The 16,700-nt window shown below is 61.4% G+C and carries 11 protein-coding genes, 1 tRNA gene and 1 pseudogene; 5 read left to right on the top strand and 8 right to left on the bottom strand.

Annotated elements, in window-relative coordinates; all coding sequences use genetic code 11:
• Positions 1 to 118: 118 nt before the first annotated feature.
• On the bottom strand, positions 119 to 1,156 hold the full coding sequence (locus BLU63_RS27410; protein WP_083376744.1) for an AraC family transcriptional regulator: 1,038 nt from the start codon (positions 1,154 to 1,156) through the stop codon (positions 119 to 121).
• A gap of 281 nt (positions 1,157 to 1,437) precedes the next feature.
• On the opposite strand from BLU63_RS27410, the gene phbB reads away from it, so the two are divergent.
• The 5 genes from phbB to BLU63_RS27385 all read left to right on the top strand — a co-directional run bounded on the left by phbB (position 1,438) and on the right by BLU63_RS27385 (position 7,410).
• Positions 1,438 to 2,184 (top strand): acetoacetyl-CoA reductase, encoded by a 747-nt coding sequence (gene phbB / locus BLU63_RS27405; protein ID WP_010460332.1) that lies wholly within the window; start codon positions 1,438 to 1,440, stop codon positions 2,182 to 2,184.
• A gap of 57 nt (positions 2,185 to 2,241) precedes the next feature.
• Positions 2,242 to 3,420, top strand: coding sequence for an acetyl-CoA C-acetyltransferase (locus tag BLU63_RS27400; RefSeq protein WP_083376743.1), 1,179 nt, complete (start codon positions 2,242 to 2,244; stop codon positions 3,418 to 3,420).
• 99 nt (positions 3,421 to 3,519) lie between these two features.
• Positions 3,520 to 5,223: a class I poly(R)-hydroxyalkanoic acid synthase gene (gene phaC / locus BLU63_RS27395; RefSeq protein ID WP_083376742.1), complete on the top strand. Its 1,704-nt coding sequence runs from the start codon at positions 3,520 to 3,522 to the stop codon at positions 5,221 to 5,223.
• 144 nt (positions 5,224 to 5,367) lie between these two features.
• Positions 5,368 to 6,021 (top strand): hydrolase, encoded by a 654-nt coding sequence (locus BLU63_RS27390; protein ID WP_010460339.1) that lies wholly within the window; start codon positions 5,368 to 5,370, stop codon positions 6,019 to 6,021.
• 66 nt (positions 6,022 to 6,087) lie between these two features.
• The gene (locus tag BLU63_RS27385) at positions 6,088 to 7,410 is read left to right on the top strand and encodes an OprD family porin (protein ID WP_083376741.1); all 1,323 of its coding nucleotides are present in this window, start codon (positions 6,088 to 6,090) and stop codon (positions 7,408 to 7,410) included.
• 7 nt (positions 7,411 to 7,417) lie between these two features.
• Here the strand turns inward: BLU63_RS27385 and BLU63_RS27380 are convergent.
• From BLU63_RS27380 to fdnG, 7 genes and pseudogenes are all read right to left on the bottom strand, one after another.
• A tRNA-Sec gene (locus BLU63_RS27380) sits at positions 7,418 to 7,513 on the bottom strand.
• Positions 7,514 to 7,519: 6 nt separating this feature from the next.
• Positions 7,520 to 9,427 carry a selenocysteine-specific translation elongation factor gene (selB, locus tag BLU63_RS27375; protein ID WP_083376740.1) on the bottom strand — a complete coding sequence of 636 codons (1,908 nt, stop codon included), beginning with the start codon at positions 9,425 to 9,427 and terminating at the stop codon, positions 7,520 to 7,522.
• On the bottom strand, positions 9,424 to 10,845 hold the full coding sequence (selA, locus tag BLU63_RS27370) for an L-seryl-tRNA(Sec) selenium transferase (RefSeq protein WP_083376739.1): 1,422 nt from the start codon (positions 10,843 to 10,845) through the stop codon (positions 9,424 to 9,426). The genes selB and selA overlap by 4 nt, the downstream gene beginning before the upstream one ends.
• Before the next feature lie 50 nt (positions 10,846 to 10,895).
• Positions 10,896 to 11,822, bottom strand: a complete 927-nt coding sequence (gene fdhE / locus BLU63_RS27365; protein ID WP_083376738.1) for a formate dehydrogenase accessory protein FdhE — start codon at positions 11,820 to 11,822, stop codon at positions 10,896 to 10,898.
• Positions 11,823 to 11,827: 5 nt separating this feature from the next.
• Positions 11,828 to 12,480, bottom strand: a pseudogene (locus BLU63_RS27360) (formate dehydrogenase subunit gamma).
• Positions 12,477 to 13,412 carry a formate dehydrogenase subunit beta gene (fdxH, locus tag BLU63_RS27355; RefSeq protein WP_010460350.1) on the bottom strand — a complete coding sequence of 312 codons (936 nt, stop codon included), beginning with the start codon at positions 13,410 to 13,412 and terminating at the stop codon, positions 12,477 to 12,479. Before fdxH ends, BLU63_RS27360 begins: the two are co-directional and overlap by 4 nt.
• A complete protein-coding gene (gene fdnG, locus BLU63_RS27350) occupies positions 13,413 to 16,478 on the bottom strand; it encodes a formate dehydrogenase-N subunit alpha (RefSeq protein ID WP_144443476.1) in 3,066 nt (1,021 codons plus the stop codon).
• Between the last annotated feature and the right edge of the window lie 222 nt (positions 16,479 to 16,700).

Raw genomic sequence — 16,700 nt, 5'->3', positions numbered from 1 at the left:
AAGCAGTCGCATAGCTTTTGGGGCCGCTTCGCGACCCAGCGGGAGCAAGCTCCCTCGCCACGAAAGCGCGCTCCCACAGGGGGTCGTTGTCGACAAAATGTTAGAGCAGTTCACCGCGTCACACCGGCGTGGCTTCCTGGATCTCGAACGATTCATCGGACCGATACTGCCCCGGCGTCATGCCAAACCAGCGGCTACAGGCTTTGTTGAAGCTGCTGTGGTCATGAAAGCCAAGGAGATAGGCGACATGCTTCATGTTGAAGTGAGAATGGCGCAGGTAGAAATCAGCGAGTTGCCGGCGCACCGCGCTCAGCACGTCCTTGAACTGTGTCCCTTCCTTTTCAAGCGCCCGTTGCAGCGTTCGTTTGCTGATGTTCAAGGCCGCCGCAATCGATTCCATGTCGCATTGCCCCTGGCCCTGACTCAGGCGCTCGGTAATCAGCGCGCGAATTCGCCCGACAATGCAAAAACCAAACAGCAGGTCCAGTTGCGCCTCGGCAAAACTGTCATGCAGCACCGCCAGCGTTTCGTTGGCCATGCTCAACGGTCGCATCAATTCCTGCCCGTCAAACAAAATGCTGTCGTAAGGCGCGTTGAACTGCAGATTGCAGCCAAACAGCCGTCGATGCTCGGTGGTGTCTTCGGGTTCTGGATAGGTGAATTCGACGCTCAAGGGTTGCGGTGCGTTGCCGCCCGCCAGCTTGCGGCAGAACCCCAACAACGACGCCAGCCCGGCATCGGTGTATTGGCGCGGTTTGACCGAACCCTGCTGCTGATGATCGAGCCCGGACAACCGGTAATGTTGCTGTTCGGCGGTAAAGAAAAGGCTGAACCCGGTGCCAATCAGCGGACTGAAACGGACCAGGCGTTCGAGGGCGTTTTTCAGATTCAGGCTGGACATCATGGTGTAGCCGATGATCTGAAAGCTGCCGGGGTGGAAACTGCCATAGGCCCTCAAGCCAATGTCCTGATCGCCCGAGGCTTCGGCGGCCAGCTCCCAGAGTCGATAGATGGCCTTTCGCTCGCAAAACGCACCTGGTTGGTCCGCGAGGTCAATGTCTAGTCCAGCCTCCCGACACAGACTGGCAACATCCAGTCCTTGGGCCGAGAGCGTATTGACCAGCACGCTGGCATAGCCTGAACTCATTTTATACATGGCGTCCTCAATGACCTGTGGAACCGGACATCCTGTCCGGAGCCGTGACTGATCTGAAATAAATCAAATATTAACGAGTGGTTCCGTTGCCAATATTGATCCCAGTATAGGTAATCCTCATTTTTCGACACTGTTCCCGGCCATTCGTCGCCCGGATGCAACTAAACCGGCCATGGCGCCTTTGGACACCAGCCCGTCACCTCCAAACACTTCCGCATCCCCCGCCAATACCGAACAATCGCCCATCTTGCAGCGCAAAACAAAAAAGAGGAACGGAGCTTATGAAGTCGCTTGGTCGTATTGCGTTGGTCACAGGTGGTATGGGTGGGATTGGTACGGCGATCAGCCAGCGCCTGTACAAGGAAGGGTTCAAAGTCATCGTCGGTTGCAGCTCGGATTCCGCCCGCAAAAACGACTGGATTGCCGGCCAATTGGCAGCCGGTTATCAGTTCGAATGCATCTACGGCGACATCACCGATTGGGAGTCGACGCGCAAGGCCTTCGAGATGGCGCGGGAACAATTCGGCCCGATCGATGTGCTGGTCAATAACGCCGGCATCACCCGGGATGCCTCCTTCCGCAAGTTGACGCCCGAGGACTGGAATGCCGTGATCGGCACCAACTTGAGCGGCATGTTCAACACCACCAAGCAGGTGATTGAAGGAATGTTGGCCAAGGGCTGGGGACGGGTCATCAATATCTCCTCGATCAACGGCCAACGAGGCCAGTTCGGCCAGACCAACTACAGCGCTGCCAAGGCCGGCATCCATGGCTTCACCATGGCCCTGGCGCGGGAAGTGTCCGGCAAGGGCGTGACCGTCAACACCGTCTCCCCGGGCTACATCCAGACCAGCATGACCGCGGCCATCCGCCCGGACATCCTCGACACCATGATCGCCGCCACCCCCGTCGGGCGCCTCGGCCAACCCGAAGAAATCGCCTCGATCGTCGCCTGGCTGGCCTCCGATGAATCGGGCTACAGCACCGGCGCTGATTTCTCGGTGAACGGCGGCATGAACATGCAGTAGACCGATCAGGGCAAGGACGCCCTGCTCCCGCTCGACAACATCTTAATGAGGTCACGCATGAACGAAGTCGTAATCGTTGCCGCTACACGTACCGCCATCGGCAGTTTTCAAGGGGCTTTGTCCGCGATTCCAGCCACTGAACTGGGCGCAGCGGTGATCCGCCGTCTGCTGGAAGAAACCGGCCTGGACGGCTCGCAGATTGATGAAGTGATTCTTGGCCAGGTGCTCACCGCAGGCTCGGGGCAAAACCCGGCACGTCAGACGGCAATCAAGGCCGGCCTGCCCTTCACCACCCCTGCCCTGACGCTGAACAAGGTCTGCGGCTCGGGCCTCAAGGCTGTGCAACTGGCGGTCCAGGCGATCCGCTGCGGCGACGCCGAGCTGGTGATTGCCGGCGGTCAGGAAAACATGAGCCTGGCGCCTTATGTGCTGCCCAAGGTACGCACCGGTTTGCGTCTGGGTCATGCGCAGTTGCAAGACAGCGTGATTCAGGACGGTTTGTGGGATGCCTTCAACGACTACCACATGGGCATCACCGCTGAAAATCTGGCCACGCAGTACAGCGTCAGCCGCGAAGATCAGGACGCCTTCGCCGCCGCCTCGCAACAGAAAGCAGCCGCCGCCATCGAAGCGGGCTACTTCAAGGGGCAAATCACCCCGATCCTGATCCCTCAGCGCAAGGGCGATCCGCTGGTGTTCGACACGGATGAACAACCGCGACCGGGCGGCACGCTGCAAGCGTTGAGCAACCTTAAACCGGCGTTCAAGAAAGACGGCAGCGTGACCGCCGGCAATTCGTCGACTCTCAACGATGGCGCCGCCGTGTTGCTGCTGGCCAGCGCCGCCAAGGCCCAGGCCCTTGGCTTGCCGGTGCTGGCGCGCATCAAGGCTTACGCCAGTGCGGGCGTCGACCCGTCGATCATGGGCATCGGCCCGGTCCCGGCCACCCGTCTGGTGCTGGAAAAAGCCGGCTGGAGCCTGGACGACCTCGACCTGATCGAAGCCAACGAAGCGTTTGCCGCGCAATCACTGGCGGTTGGCAAGGAACTGGGTTGGGACACCGCCAAGGTCAACGTCAACGGTGGCGCGATTGCGTTGGGTCATCCGATCGGCGCGTCGGGCGCGCGGATTCTGGTGTCACTGGTGCACGAGCTCATTCGCCGTGACGGCAAAAAAGGCCTGGCCACGTTGTGCATCGGTGGCGGCCAAGGTGTCAGCCTGGTCATCGAACGATAACAAGAATCACAGGACTGCTTGCTTGACTGCTGACGCGGTGCCGAATGGCGGCACCGCGGTTTTTTTCTGCCCGGTTTACCGATGTGGGCAAGGAGTTCCATGGACAATAACGCGCACACCTTCAACACCTTCTGGTCAGGCCAGGTCCCGTTCATTGCCTCCTTTGCAGTGCAACAATTACGCTTGTGGGTGAGCACCAATCCTTGGTTCACCGGCCAGGAATACGAGAAGTGGTTCGACCTGCCACGCACCACACTGGAAAGCCTGCAAGCCGAGTATCAAACCCAATGGGGTGATCTGGGCCAGCGGCTGCTGACCGGCCAGCCGTTTTCCTTTGAAGATCGACGTTTTTCCAGTGGCAACTGGAGCACGCCGCTGTTCGGCTCCCTCGCAGCGTTCTACCTGCTCAATGCCGGTTTTCTGTTGAAGCTGCTCGATAAACTGCCGATCAAAGACAAGAAACCCCGCCAGCGTCTGCTGTATCTGGTGGAGCAAGCGATTGCCGCCGGGGCGCCCAGCAACTTTCTGGCGAGCAACCCCGATGCCTTGCAACGCGTCGTCGACACTCAGGGCGGCAGCCTGTTCACCGGCCTGTTGCACCTGGCCAGCGACCTGCAAGAAGGCAAGATGCGTCAGTGCGACAGCGGCGCTTTCAAGGTCGGCGTGGATCTGGCCAACACCCCCGGCGAAGTGGTGTTCGAGAACGAACTGTTCCAGTTGATTCAGTACTACCCGCAAAGCGAAACCCAGTACCGGCGCCCGGTGTTCATCGTCCCGCCGTCGATCAACAAGTACTACATCCTCGACCTGCGCCCGGACAACTCGATGGTTCGCCATCTGCTGCAACAAGGCCACCCGGTGTTCCTGATGTCGTGGCGCAACTTCGATCAGGCGCACGCCGGCACCACCTGGGATGACCTGATCGACACCGGCATCATCAAAGGCCTGCAAGTGACCCGCGAGATCAGCGGCGAACAACGCCCCAATTGCGTGGGTTTCTGCATCGGCGGCACGCTGTTGAGTTCGGCGCTGGCGGTACTGGCGGCGCGCGGCGACAAGGACATTGGCAGCGTGAGCCTGTTGACCACCTTCCTCGATTACCTCGACACCGGCCCCATCGACATCTTCGTCGACGAACAACTGGTGGCCTACCGCGAGCGCACCATCGGTGGTCAGGAGGGCCCCATCGGCCTGTTCAAGGGCGAGGACATGGGCAACACCTTCTCGCTGCTGCGCCCGAATGATTTGTGGTGGAACTACAACGTCGACAAATACCTCAAGGGCCAGAAACCCATCCCCCTCGACTTGCTGTTCTGGAACAACGACAGCACCAACCTTCCGGGGCCGATGTACTGCTGGTATCTGCGTCACACCTACCTGCAGAACGACCTGAAATCAGGTGAGCTGGACTGCTGCGGGGTCAAACTCAACCTGCGCGCCATCGATGCACCGGCGTACATCCTCGCCACCCACGACGATCACATCGTGCCGTGGCGCAGCGCTTATGCCAGCACCCAATTGCTCTCCGGGACCAAGCGCTTTGTGCTGGGTGCCTCAGGGCACATCGCCGGGGTGATCAACCCGCCGGCCAGGGAAAAACGCCATTACTGGACCAACAATCGAGTGTCGAAGGATCCCGACACCTGGTTCATGAATGCCCAGGAACAGGCCGGCAGCTGGTGGAATGACTGGTTTGTCTGGCTGGCAGACCAGGCCGGCGAGCGTCAGCCTTCGGTGTCGCACATCGGCAACGCGCACTACCCGGCGCTGGAATCGGCACCCGGGCGTTATGTGATGCAATGACCGAAGGCCCCGCGCACTGACCGATATTGCGCGGGGCCGTTCTTCAGGCGTCCTCGCAAATAACCAAACACAGCACATCGCTTCAATATTCCCGCCTGAATCTGCGCAACCATGGCCTCCTCACTCACCCGTAAGGACCTCGCCATGGCCATCGCCAAAGCTGCTCCCGGCAAAACCCTGCTGACCCCGACCGACCACACCCTGATCATGATTGATCACCAATCGCAGATGTCCTTCGCGACCAAGTCGATCGACGCCGTCACCCTGCGCAACAACGCCGCCCTCGTGGCCAAGGCCGCGCGCGGCTTCAAAGTCTCGACCATCCTGACCACTGTCGCCGAGAAGAGCTTTTCCGGGCCGATCTTCGACGAAATCAAGTCGGTGTTTCCGGAACACAACGTCATCGACCGCACCAGCATGAACACCTGGGAAGACGAGCGCATCGCCGTCGAAGTCAACAAATTCGGCAAACAGAAAATCGTCCTCGCCGGCCTGTGGACCTCGGTGTGCATCGTCGGCCCGGCGCTGTCGGCCATCGACCAGGGTTTTGAGGTCTACGTGATTGCCGACGCCTGTGGCGACGTCAGCACCGAAGCCCATGAAATGGCCATGCAGCGCATGATCCAGATCGGCGCCCGTCCAATGACCTCGCTGCAATACCTGCTCGAACTGCAACGCGACTGGGCACGTACCGAAACCTATGAAGAAACCGTGAAAACCTCGATTGCCAACGGTGGTTCCTACGGTCTTGGCCTGATCTACGCCAAAACAATGTTCGGTGCCTCGGAAGGCCATTAAGCGGTCCTCCTCTGAAAAGCGAGCGACTGCGGACCCTCCGCAGTCGCTGCTGCGTGGTGATTGATGATGAAGTTTGGCAAGCAAGACCTGCGTACCCGGTTGCCCTTTTGGTTGTCGGTGCTGTTCGCCGGAACAGCCTGGGCGGATGAACCCGCACAAGGGTTTCTGGATGGCGCGGCGCTTGACGTGCTCAGCCGCAACTTCTACCTCAACAGCGACTACCGGTCCCCTTCGCCGACAGGTAAAAGCTATAAAGCCGAGTGGGCTCAAGGCTTTATCAGCACTTTTGAATCTGGATTCACACCCGGCACGCTCGGCTTAGGCCTCGACGCCCACGCCTTTCTGGGATTGAAGCTGGATGGCGGCAAAGGTCATTCCGGGACCGGATTGCTGCCCGTGAATGATGACGGCCGTAGCGAAGACAACTATTCCAGTGGCGGCGGCGCACTGAAAATCAGAGCCTCGCGAACCACCTTGGCGTTCGGTGAAATGATGGTGGAAACCCCGGTGTTCGACACCGCGGACAAACGCTTGCAACCGGAATACGCCACAGGCTTTCTATTGAACAGCCGCGAAATCGATGACGTGAATCTGCTGGCCGGGCATTTCACCGCGTTCAAAAACCAGGACAGTTCTTCGAGCAAAGGCAATTTCTACGGCTACGGCGCCAACACCGAAGCCGGAGGCATTACGTTTCTGGGCGCTGACTTATTCACCCAACGCCCCGTCGGCGGCGCGCTCTATGCCTCAGAACTCAGCGACACCTGGCATCAGTACTACGCCAACCTGCACCTGAAGCAGCCCGGGGTGTTCCTCGACGCCAATCTCTACCACACGCAAGACACCGGCAAAGCGCTGGCCGGCGCCATCGACAACACCGCGTTCAGCCTGTCGGGCAAGTACACCGTCGATGCCCACGCCTTCACCCTGGCCTATCAAAAAATCAATGGCGATACGCCGTTCGATTTTGTCGGCGGCGACTCGATCTACCTCGCCAACTCGATCAAGTACGCCGATTTCAACGGCGCCCACGAACGCTCATGGCAGGCACGCTACGACCTCGATTTGAGCACCTTCGGCATACCTGGCCTGAATTTCATGACCCGTTACGTCATGGGCAGCCGGATCGACGGCACCCGTGCGCCCAAGGGCGGCGCCTACAACCCTTTCGATGAGTCCATCGGCGAATACGTGCCACAACAAGGCGATGGCGGCCGGCATTGGGAGCGCGACATCGACCTGCGCTACATCGTGCAGTCCGGCGCGGCCAAGGGGTTATCGCTGCAACTGTCCCATGTCTCGCATCGGGCCAATGCGGCGCAGGCCGGCGATGATATTGACCGGGTGTACGTGGTCGTTCAGTACCCGCTGAATTTCGGGCATCTATGAAGGGAAATGGCGGAAGGCAGCCGGAGTCGAACCTGCCCGGGAACGGATGCCGTCCCCAACCGGGTTTGAAGCCCGGCCGCGCCACCGGGCGCGATTGCCTTCCTTGAAGTCAGTTTCCTGATGGCTGGGCCAGGGCATTGTCGAGCCGCAGATGGCGCTTGTCGCCAAAGCGTCGGGTCAGGCCCAGCCGGTCGAAGTATTCGAGGATCTGGATGCTGCGCTTGCGCCCCAGGCCCACGGCATCGCGAAACGCCGTGACCTGAATCACCGGGTTCTGCGCGGCCAGTTGCACAAGCATAGCCGCCAATCGGCGAATGACTGCTTCGGTGTAGAACAGGTCACGGACGACCTGATGCACCAGCCCCAGCCTCGCCATTTTTCGCAGCAGCAGGCGCACCGTCACTTCGTCATGGCCAAGGTCGCGCACCCATGGGGCATTGAACCCTGCCTGTTCGAACAACGGTTGCAGCTGTTGCCACAACGCTTCGTCCTCTTCGCTCAAGCGCACCTGATGCTCGGGCAAATGCAGCCACGGCCCGCTGGCCAGCATGGCGCCACTGGTGAGTAATTCGTCGACCAGGCTGATGAAAGTCGGCCGATCCAAAGATGTCCCGGCGAAGCGCCGCAAGCGATCCCGGTCGGGGCCCATCTGGTCCGGTTCGAGCTGGTGGAAACGAGCCAGATGCCCCAGCAATGGCGCTTTCAGCGCTTCCCAACGGTCAGCGCTGAACAGCAAGGGGCCTTGGCGGGTATCGATCAAACGGATATTGGCGGGCAGGACCCAGGTGTCACGCGGCCGGTTGAACTGACGCTCCAGGCGTCGCGGGTCGAGCCCGGTTTCACTGTTCAGCAATAACGCAGGCAGCACGTCTTCCAGCTCGTTGCGGGTGGCGAGTGCCTGCAGCTGCGCCAATCGCTCGGGACTGCGACGGTGTCGGGTCGGGGCGAACGGGTCGAGCACCCGGCCACCGCCGAGGGTTCGTTGAGCGCTCTGGTCACGCAGAATCAACGGATCGCCCTTAACCGCCTGCGCCGGCGCATTCAGCAGGATTTGCGCGAACATCCGTTCACCCGGCGCAACGCTGGCACCTTCCAACAGCGCCACTCGCCCCGTGACATCCTGCGTCCCCAAGTGAACATGCACCGTTTGAAAATGCTCGAACGCCTTGGCTTCGCTGGCCAGCAACCGCATGTCAATGTCCAGGCGCTGGGTCGGTGCGTAGAGCCACTCGGACGCCAGCCAGTGGCCACGGTGAATCTGCTCCAGTGCCAAGCGCTCGGCACTCAGGTTCAGCGCCACTCGCTGACCCGCAACCCCAATCTCTGCGGCCTGGTTTTGCGCATGCAAGCCACGCACGCGCACGGGTTTGCCCAACGGACCGAGCATCAGCGTATCGCCCACGGCAACCTGCCCGGACAGCGCCGTGCCGGTCACCACGATACCGGCCCCGGCCACGCTGAACGCACGATCAGTCGCCAGACGAAAACCGCCACGGGTGCTGCGTTGCAGCACATCACGCTGCGCATCCAGCAAGGCCAGACGCAACGTCTCGACGCCCTCCCCGGTCACGCTCGACAGGGCAATCTGCGGCGCGCCGGCATACGGCCCGGGCGCCAGCAAACTTTCGATTTGTTCGCGCACGGCCTGCACGCGGGCCAGATCGACCCGGTCGCATTTGCTGATCGCCACCAGCGCCCGAGGGATGCCCAGCAGTTCGACGATTGCCAGATGTTCGCGGGTCTGGGGCATGACGCCGTCATCCGCCGCCACTACCAGCAATACCAGATCGATGCCCTGGGCTCCGGCCAGCATGTTGTGAGTGAAGCGCTCATGACCCGGTACGTCGATAAAACCGGTCAATGCAGCGCCCGGTTCCAATGCGGCGTAGAGATAACCGAGGTCGATGGTCATGCCGCGCTCGCGCTCTTCCCGGCGACGGTCGCCGGCTTGGCCAGTCAACGCCTGGAGCAACGCCGTCTTGCCGTGGTCGATGTGCCCGGCGGTGCCGACAATCACCCTGGCACCTGCAATTGATCGAGTTGCGCCCGCCACGCGGCTTCGTCGTCCAGTTGGCGCAGGTCCAGCCACAGCGCGTCGTCGTCAATCCGGCCTAGCACCGGAATGGCCAGCTGACGGAACGCGGCCTCCAGCCCCAGTAAATGCCGGCCGCGCAGGCGTTTGCTGACCAACGGGCGCAGGCACAACGCCGCGCTCGGCAGGCGAGCCACCGGTTGGCTGCCGCTGCCGATCATGCCCAGCGCTGCCACAGCGCTGACGCTCCAGCCATCGCCCAGAGCCAGCGCCAATGACGGTTGCAGGCGTTCGGCTTGCGCAAGAATGTCGGCCTGCGGTCGGGTCAGCAGGCGCAGGCTCGGCAGTCGTTCGGCCAGTTGATCGGGATTGCGGTACAGACTCAACACCGCTTCGAGGGCTGCCAGGGTCAGTTTGTCGACCCGCAACGCACGTTTGAGCGGGTTCTTCTTGATCTTCGCGATCAAGTCTTTGCGGCCGACGATCAACCCGGCCTGTGGACCGCCGAGTAACTTGTCGCCGCTGAAGGTGACGATGTCCGCGCCATCGATCAACGCCTGGCGCACCGTGGGTTCGGCGGGCAAGCCCCAGCGGGTCAGGTCCAGCAGACTGCCGCTGCCAAGGTCTTCGAGCAGTGGCAGCCCGTGCTTGTGCGCCAATTCAGCCAACTCGGCCGTCGGCACCCGGGCGGTGAAGCCTTCAATGGCGTAATTGCTCGCATGCACCCGCATCAGCAGACCACTGCGCGGGCCAATCGCCGCCTCGTAATCCCGGGCGTGGGTGCGATTGGTGGTGCCGACTTCGTGCAGTTTGACGCCGGCCCGGGCCATGATGTCGGGAATGCGGAAGGCGCCGCCGATTTCGATCAGCTCGCCTCGTGAAATGATCCCTTCCTTGCGCGCGCCCAGGCTGTTGAGCGTCAGCAGCACGGCAGCGGCGTTATTGTTGACCACGGTCACGGCTTCGGCGCCGGTCAGTTCACGGATCAGGCCTTCGATCAGGTCGTCACGGTCGCCGCGCTTGCCGCTTTGCAGGTCGAATTCGAGATTGAGCGGATAGCGAGCGGCCCTTTGCACCGCATCGATGGCTTCGTCTGGCAATAACGCGCGGCCAAGGTTGGTGTGCAGCACCGTGCCGGTCAGGTTGAACACCCGGCGTACCTGGCTGCGATGCTGGAGATCCAGGCGCTCGCCCGCTCTGCCAGCCAAGACTTCTGGGGTGATTTCAACGGCGTCGAGTTGGCTTGACAGTACTGGTTCGCGCAGGTCATCCAGCAACTGCCGCAGGCTGGCCAGCAGCGCGTCACGCCCATAGCGCTCGGTCAATGGCAGGCACGCCGGATGGCGCAGCAAACTGTCGATGGAAGGCAGCCGCAAGGCTGGGCTGGCGGATCTGGCAGGCATCAGGCGCTCCCGCAAACGTTAACTGTCGCGCCTGAGTGTAGCCGTTGTGCTTAATCGCCTCCCGGTGCGAGCAGAAGATTCGGTGCCGGGCGCACGTAACCCTCCTGTTCCAGACGCATGTCCAGCATCAGGCTGGTCAGGTCGGTCGAGAGCGCTTCGGCCTCGGCGTCGTTTTCCAGGTACAGCAGTTTCAGGTAGCTGTGGCAGCCGGGGCAGGTTTCGGCGCGCAACGGCGCCTGATTGGCGGCATGGCGGTCGTCATCGAGGCTGACGTATTCCAGGCCTTTGCTTTGTTCGCAGTACACGCATTTGACCCGCACCACGTGCCATTCGCAGGCACACAACGAGCACACCAGATAACGCAAACCGTTGTGTTTGCCGCGATGGCGAATGACCCCGGCCATGGCCGGCGAACCACAGGCCGGGCATTGGTTGAGGCTGTCGCCGGGTTTGAGCGCAAGCTTCGGCGTGTGCAGCAGCCAATGACTGAACGCGGCCTGCAACGCCGCGCCAAGAAAGGGCACCAGCGCCGCCGGCAGCAGCGAATACTGGCCGCTGACCAGTGTGATCGCCCAGGCTTTGCGTTGCCCGCTGTTGGCATTGCGCAAGGACGCGATGGCTTTCTCGACGGCGGAGTCTGGTGGTGGCGAGTACCGCTGCAACAAGGCGTCGAGATACGCCAGCCAGGTGTCTTCGCGCACCAGGCTGTCGGCAGCGAACGGTGGCAGACCGTGTTGCTGGCACATTCGCAGACGCTCGGGATCGAGTGGCGCCGAGTCAGGTGGATTGTCCAACAGGTCCTGCTGAACGCGGCACAGGTCCGCCACCAGCCGCAGGTAATCGGCCAGTGGGTGCCCGTCTGCCAGTTTTTCCAGGCGCAGCGCCCGCAACGCGAACAGGTTGTTCGGTGGCAGGTGCAGGAACGGCGGAGAACCCGCCGCCGCTTCGATCTCTCCAGGCTCAAGAATGGTTGCCAAAGGGCTTATCCTTTTTTGCTGATCGGCCGCTCAGGGTGCTCGTCCCGGGTCACTTCCCGATACCAGAGCTCATGGTGCTTCTTCGCCCAGGCGCGGCTAACCCCGCCATGCACCATGGCGCTGACCGAGCCTTTGATCCAGAGGCCGGCATAGATGTGGACAATGATGCTCAACACCAGCACAAAACCCGCCAAGGCATGTAGCAGCATCGCCCAGCGAATCGAGGTGATGCCGAAGTATTCGCTGAAATACGCACGCCAGATCACCAGCCCGCTGAACAGCAACACCAGCATGCACAGCAGCAAGATCCAGAACAGCAGCTTCTGCCCCGGGTTGTACTTGCCGATCGGCGGCACACCCTCCTCTTCATTGCGGATCACTCGCCCGACGCGCCGGAGCCACAACCGGTCATTGCTGATAAAGAAATTCGCCCGAAAGAACTGGATCACCAGACCAAGGAACAGCACAAACATCGCCACCCCAGGAACGGGTGCAGGATGCGTGTCCACGGCCCGCCGCCGAACAGGTGGCTGAGCCAGAACAACGCCGGGTGAAACAGCGCCAGGCCTGACAGCGCGGCCATGAAAAACAGGATCGCCACCAGCCAGTGATTGGTGCGCTGGTTTGGGGTGTAGCGCAGGATCTGTCTGCGGATCATGGTCTGTCCTCCCCACGCGGATCAAAGGTATGCACCGACGGATCGACTTCATGCACGGCCGGGTCGTTGAGTGGCGGCAATTCATCTTCTTCAACCACTTGCGGCCCGACGCGCACGTAATGGAAGAACCCGGCCAGCACCGCCAGGCCCATGGCCAGCAAGCCCAAGGGTTTGCTCACGCCTTTCCACAATTCCACCAGCGGGCTGATCGTCGGGCTGCCCGGCAAACCGGCGTACAGCGTCGGCGTGTCGGCGTGATGCAGCACGTACATGACGTGCGTACCGCCCACGCCTTCGGGGTCGTACAGGCCGGCGTGATCGAAGCCGCGGCTTTTCAGGTCGACGATGCGTTCGGCGGCGTGTTCTTTCATGTCTTCCTTGCTGCCGAACACGATGGCGCCGGTCGGGCAGGTTTTCACGCAGGCCGGTTCCAGCCCCACTTCCACCCGGTCTGAACACAAGGTGCATTTATAGGCCTTGTGATCCTTTTGCGAGATCCGCGGAATGTTGAACGGGCACCCGGTGATGCAATAGCCGCAACCGATGCAATGGTCCTGATCGAAATCGACGATGCCGTTGGCGTGCTTGATGATCGCCCCCGGGCTCGGGCACGCCGCCAGGCAACCCGGCTCGGCGCAGTGCATGCAGCCATCCTTGCGAATCAGCCACTCCAGGTTGCCGGCGTCGGTTTCATGCTCGGTGAAGCGCATCAGGGTCCAGGTTTCTGCGCTGAGGTCGTGCGGGTTGTCGTAGGTGCCGAGGTTGTGGCCGACCTCGTCGCGCAACTCGTTCCATTCCGAGCAGGCGACCTGGCAGGCCTTGCAACCGATGCACTTGGTGGTGTCGATCAGCTTGGCCACTTCCTCCTGGTTGCGCACCGAGGACGGCACGGTGGTGGTGGCCGAACGGGCAATGATGTCTTGGCTGGCCATTTAGACTTTCTCCACGTTGACCAGGAATGACTTGGATTCCGGGGTCTGTGTGTTGCCATCGCCGAGGAACGGCACCAGGGTGTTGGTCAGGTAACCGTGGCGCGTGAGGCCGGTAAAGCCCCAGTGCAGCGGGATGCCGATCTGGTGCACCACCTGATTGTTGACCTGCAGCGGACGAATCCGCTTGGTCACCACTGCCACCGCTTCGATGTGCCCGCGCTTGGAACTGACCCGGACCCGGTCGCCAGCGACAATGCCTTTCTCCTTGGCCAGCACTTCACCAATCTCGACGAATTGCTCGGGTTGGGAAATCGCGTTGAGCTTGCAATGCTTGCTCCAAAAGTGGAAATGCTCGGTCAGCCGGTAGCTGGTCGCCGCATACGGATAGTCTTTGGCCACGCCGAGGGAATCCCACACCGAATCGAAGATCCGCGCCGCCGGGTTGCTGGTGGCTTTCTTGTTTTGCGGGTGCAGCGGGTTGATGCCGATCGGCGTCTCGAACGGCTCGTAGTGCTCGGGAAATGGGCCTTCGTTCATCTTGTCGACGGCGAAGAACCGCGCGATGCCTTCGGGGTTCATGATGAACGGATTCATCCCGGCTTCCGGCGGCGAGTCGGCCTTGAAGTCCGGCACATCGGTGCCGCCCCAGGCTTTACCGTTCCACCACACCAGGCGCTTTTTCTCGTCCCATGGCTTGCCTTGCGGGTCGGCCGAAGCGCGGTTGTAGAGAATCCGTCGGTTGGCCGGCCAGGACCAGGCCCAGCCCTGATGTTGGTGCATGCCGTAGGGGTCGCTGTTGTCGCGCCGGGCCATCTGATTGCCCGCCTCGGTCCAGCTGCCGCAGAAAATCCAGCAGCCGCACGCCGTGCTGCCGTCGTCCTTGAGCTGGCCAAACCCGGCCAGTTGCGCATTCGCCTTGATCGTCGCGCCCGTGGCGTCGGTGTAGTCGGTGACGGCCGTGCCGTTGATTTCTCGCGCCAGTTCTTCCGGCGAGGGTTCGTCGGCGATCTTGTACGGCCACGACAGTTTGAGGATCGGGTCGGGATAAGCCCCGCCCTTGGCTTGATAGCGCTGGCGCAGCCGCAGGAACAGTTCGCTCATGATCTGCACGTCGGTGCGCGCCTCGCCCGGGCCATCGGCGCCTTTCCAGTGCCATTGCAGCCAGCGGCTGCTGTTGACCAGCGAGCCGTCCTCCTCGGCAAAACAGGTGGTGGGCAGGCGAATGACTTCGGTCTGGATGCCGGCGGTTTCTACATCGTTGTACGGCCCGACATTGCGCCAGAACTCCGAGGTTTCGGTGGACAGCGGGTCCATGACCACCAGCCATTTGAGCTTGGCCAGGGCCGCCATGACGCGATTCTTGTCAGGCAGCGCCGCGATGGGGTTGAACCCCTGGCACATATAGCCGTTGACCTTGCCCTGGCCCATCAGGTCGAACACTTTGAGGATGTCGTAGTTGGGAATGTCCAGTTTCGGCAAATAGTCGTAAGCCCAGTTGTTCTCCAGCGTGGCGTTGTCGCGGTACCAGGCCTTCATCAGGCTGACGTGGAATTTGCTGTAGTTCTGCCAGTAGGACAGCTGCCCCGGACGCAACGGCATTTGCGTGCGCTTGGTGATGTAGGCGGTGTAATCCTGCTCGGCGTCGTTCGGCAGGGTCAGGTAGCCCGGCAGTGCGTTGGACAGTAAGCCGAGGTCGGTCAGGCCCTGGATGTTGGAGTGCCCGCGCAAGGCATTGACGCCCCCGCCCGGCATGCCGACGTTGCCTAACAGCAGTTGCACCATCGCCGCGCTGCGGATGATTTGCGAGCCGATCGAGTGCTGGGTCCAGCCCAGCGCGTAGAGAATCGTCATGGTCTTGCCCGGTTGCGAGCAGGTGGCGATTTCTTCCCAGATCTTCTGCATGGCATCAACCGGCATACCGCAAATCTGGCTCGCCAGTTCGATGTTGTAGCGGCTGTAATGCTGCTTCATCAGCTGATACACGCAGTGCGGGTCTTGCAGGCTCGGATCGGTTTTGACGAAACCGTCCTGGCCCAATTCGTACCCCCAGCCGGATTTGTCGGTATACACACGTTTGGCCGCGTCGTAACCGCTGAAGATGCCGTCCTCGAAGCCGTACCCCGCTTTGACGATAAACGACACGTCGGTGTAGTTGCGCACGTATTCGTGCTGGATTTTGTCCTCGTTCAGCAGGTAATTGATCAACCCGCCCATGAAGGCGATGTCGGTGCCGGTGCGAATCGGCGCGTAATAGTCGGCCACCGAAGCGGTCCGGGTAAAACGCGGATCGACCACGATCAAGCGCGCCTTGTTGTGCGCCTTGGCTTCGGTCACCCATTTGAAACCGCACGGGTGCGCTTCTGCTGCGTTGCCGCCCATCACCAGGATCAGATTCGCGTTGGCGATATCGGTCCAGTGATTGGTCATGGCACCACGGCCGTACGTCGGGGCAAGACTTGCCACCGTCGGGCCGTGTCAGACACGCGCCTGGTTATCAAACCCCAGCATGCCGAGACTGCGAATGACCTTGTGGGTGATATAACCCGCTTCGTTGGACGCCGCCGAGGCTGCGAGAAAACCGGTAGTCAGCCAGCGGTTCACCGTTTGGCCCTTGTCGTTCTTCTCGATAAAGTTGGCGTCGCGGTCGGCCTTCATCAGGTCGGCAACGCGATCCAGTGCCTCATCCCAGGAGATGCGCGTCCACTCGGTGCTGCCGGGTTTGCGCACCTGCGGATATTGCAGGCGCCCGGGGCTGTGAATGAAGTCCAGCAGGCCGGCGCCTTTGGGGCACAGGGTGCCGCGGTTGACCGGGTGGTCTGCGTCGCCTTCGATGTGGATGATGCTTTGCGCGACGTTTTTGGCGTTATCGCCCTGGCTGTACATGATCAACCCGCAGCCGACCGAGCAATACGGGCAGGTGTTGCGGGTTTCATGGGTGTGGGCGAGTTTGAAATGGCGTACCTGCTCGGCAAAGGCAGGCGTGGGCAGCATGCCCAGCGCGCCGAGGCTCGAGCCCGCAAGGCCGATACCGGCGACCTTGAAGAACTGACGACGGTTGAGGTCCATCGTGCACTCCTGATCAGGTGGAGACCCGGTACTTTTGCCGGGTTTTTCTGGACGATCACGGTGCCGGCAGCGTGGCTACCGACACTTTGAACTCTAGACAATGGGAGAACTGACTGCCTGAAAACCGACCATCGGGCAGTGCCCAAATGCCAGCCATCACGCATAACCCTGTGGGAGCGAGCCTGCTCGCGATAGCGGTGGGTCAGTTTGCATAGATGTTGA

Source organism: Pseudomonas mandelii (genome assembly GCF_900106065.1).
Taxonomy (GTDB): domain Bacteria; phylum Pseudomonadota; class Gammaproteobacteria; order Pseudomonadales; family Pseudomonadaceae; genus Aquipseudomonas; species Aquipseudomonas mandelii.
The sequence above is the reverse complement of the archived record's forward strand: the minus strand, read 5'-3'. Positions and strand labels throughout refer to the sequence as shown.

Bases quoted from the DNA above. Each gene is read 5' to 3' on its own strand.
- BLU63_RS27410 (WP_083376744.1), bottom strand. From the start codon at position 1,156: ATGTATAAAATGAGTTCAGGCTATGCCAGCGTGCTGGTCAATACGCTC.
- phbB (WP_010460332.1), top strand. From the start codon at position 1,438: ATGAAGTCGCTTGGTCGTATTGCGTTGGTCACAGGTGGTATGGGTGGG.
- BLU63_RS27400 (WP_083376743.1), top strand. From the start codon at position 2,242: ATGAACGAAGTCGTAATCGTTGCCGCTACACGTACCGCCATCGGCAGT.
- phaC (WP_083376742.1), top strand. From the start codon at position 3,520: ATGGACAATAACGCGCACACCTTCAACACCTTCTGGTCAGGCCAGGTC.
- BLU63_RS27390 (WP_010460339.1), top strand. From the start codon at position 5,368: ATGGCCATCGCCAAAGCTGCTCCCGGCAAAACCCTGCTGACCCCGACC.
- BLU63_RS27385 (WP_083376741.1), top strand. From the start codon at position 6,088: ATGAAGTTTGGCAAGCAAGACCTGCGTACCCGGTTGCCCTTTTGGTTG.
- selA (WP_083376739.1), bottom strand. From the start codon at position 10,845: ATGCCTGCCAGATCCGCCAGCCCAGCCTTGCGGCTGCCTTCCATCGAC.
- fdxH (WP_010460350.1), bottom strand. From the start codon at position 13,412: ATGGCCAGCCAAGACATCATTGCCCGTTCGGCCACCACCACCGTGCCG.